1 protein-coding gene is annotated in these 1,150 nt (G+C 43.5%); it reads left to right on the top strand.

Translation table 11 applies throughout. From position 1 onward, the window contains the following. The first annotated feature begins 24 nt into the window (after positions 1 to 24). A protein-coding gene (locus PSF11_RS21160) for an IS3 family transposase (protein ID WP_141173808.1) occupies positions 25 to 1,112 on the top strand; the annotation gives its coding sequence in 2 pieces (ribosomal slippage) (positions 25 to 277 and positions 277 to 1,112; 1,089 coding nt in all). The last annotated feature ends 38 nt before the right edge of the window (positions 1,113 to 1,150 follow it).

Below are 1,150 nucleotides of genomic sequence, written 5' to 3'. Positions count from 1 at the left end.
GTAATCTGAACTGAGGAGATCTCTATGAAAAAAGCACGTTTTACCGATAGCCAAATTATCACCATCCTTAAGCAAGCTGAGGCGGGAACGCCTGTTTCTGAACTGTGCCGCGAACATGGTATGAGCAACGCCAGTTTTTATAAGTGGCGCTCACGCTTTGGTGGGATGGATGCTTCCATGATGACCCGCTTGAAAGAACTGGAAGAGGAAAATCGCCGCCTCAAAAAAATGTATGCAGAAGAAAGGTTGAAAGCTGAGATCATTCAGGAAGCTATGGCAAAAAAGTGGTGAAGCCATCGCATCGAAAGCGGATGGCGCAAGAAGCTGTCAAAATACGGAATATCAGCGTACGTTTTGCCTGCCAGTTATTTGTAGTGAGCGAAAGTTGCTATCGTTATCAAGCTAAACTGAGTAAAGAAAATGAAGCAATAGCTGACTGGCTGATACGCATCACTGATAGCCAGCGCAACTGGGGATTTGGCTTGTGCTTTTTATACCTTCGAAACGTAAAAAACTTAAGATTTAACCACAAAAGGGTTTACCGAATTTATTGTGCGTTGTCACTGAACATGCGAATAAAGCCGAAGAAACGCCTAAAACGGGATAAGCCCGAGCCACTGACGGTACCCGAAACGAGCAATGAATGTTGGTCAATGGACTTTATGCATGATCAACTGTCGGATGGGCGCTCAGTCCGTTTATTGAATATCATCGATGATTTTAATCGTGAAGCATTAGCTATTGAAGTGGATTTTTCCCTGCCGGCGAGTCGGGTTGTAAGAGTACTAGAGCAACTTATTGAGTGGAAAGGAAAACCGGTTTCCATACGCTGTGATAATGGGCCAGAATACACCAGTAATATATTGATATCATGGGCTAATCTGCAAGATATCAAAATAAACTTTATCCAGCCAGGTAATCCGCAGCAAAATGCTTACATTGAGCGTTATAATCGGACAGTCCGCTATGAGTGGTTAGGGCAATACTTGTTTTCATCACTGGATGAATTACAAGACTATGCTACACGGTGGCAATGGTTTTATAATCACGAACGGCCGAACATGGCGTTGAATGGCTATACCCCAATGCAACATCTACAACGAATGACCTGATTCTACTTATAACCTCGGTTAAAAACGGGGGGATTACC

It is taken from the genome of Providencia sp. PROV119 (assembly GCF_028482435.1).
Classification (GTDB): Bacteria; Pseudomonadota; Gammaproteobacteria; order Enterobacterales; family Enterobacteriaceae; genus Providencia; species Providencia stuartii.
Note: the sequence above shows the minus strand (reverse complement) of the source record. Positions and strands in the feature narration are given on the sequence as shown.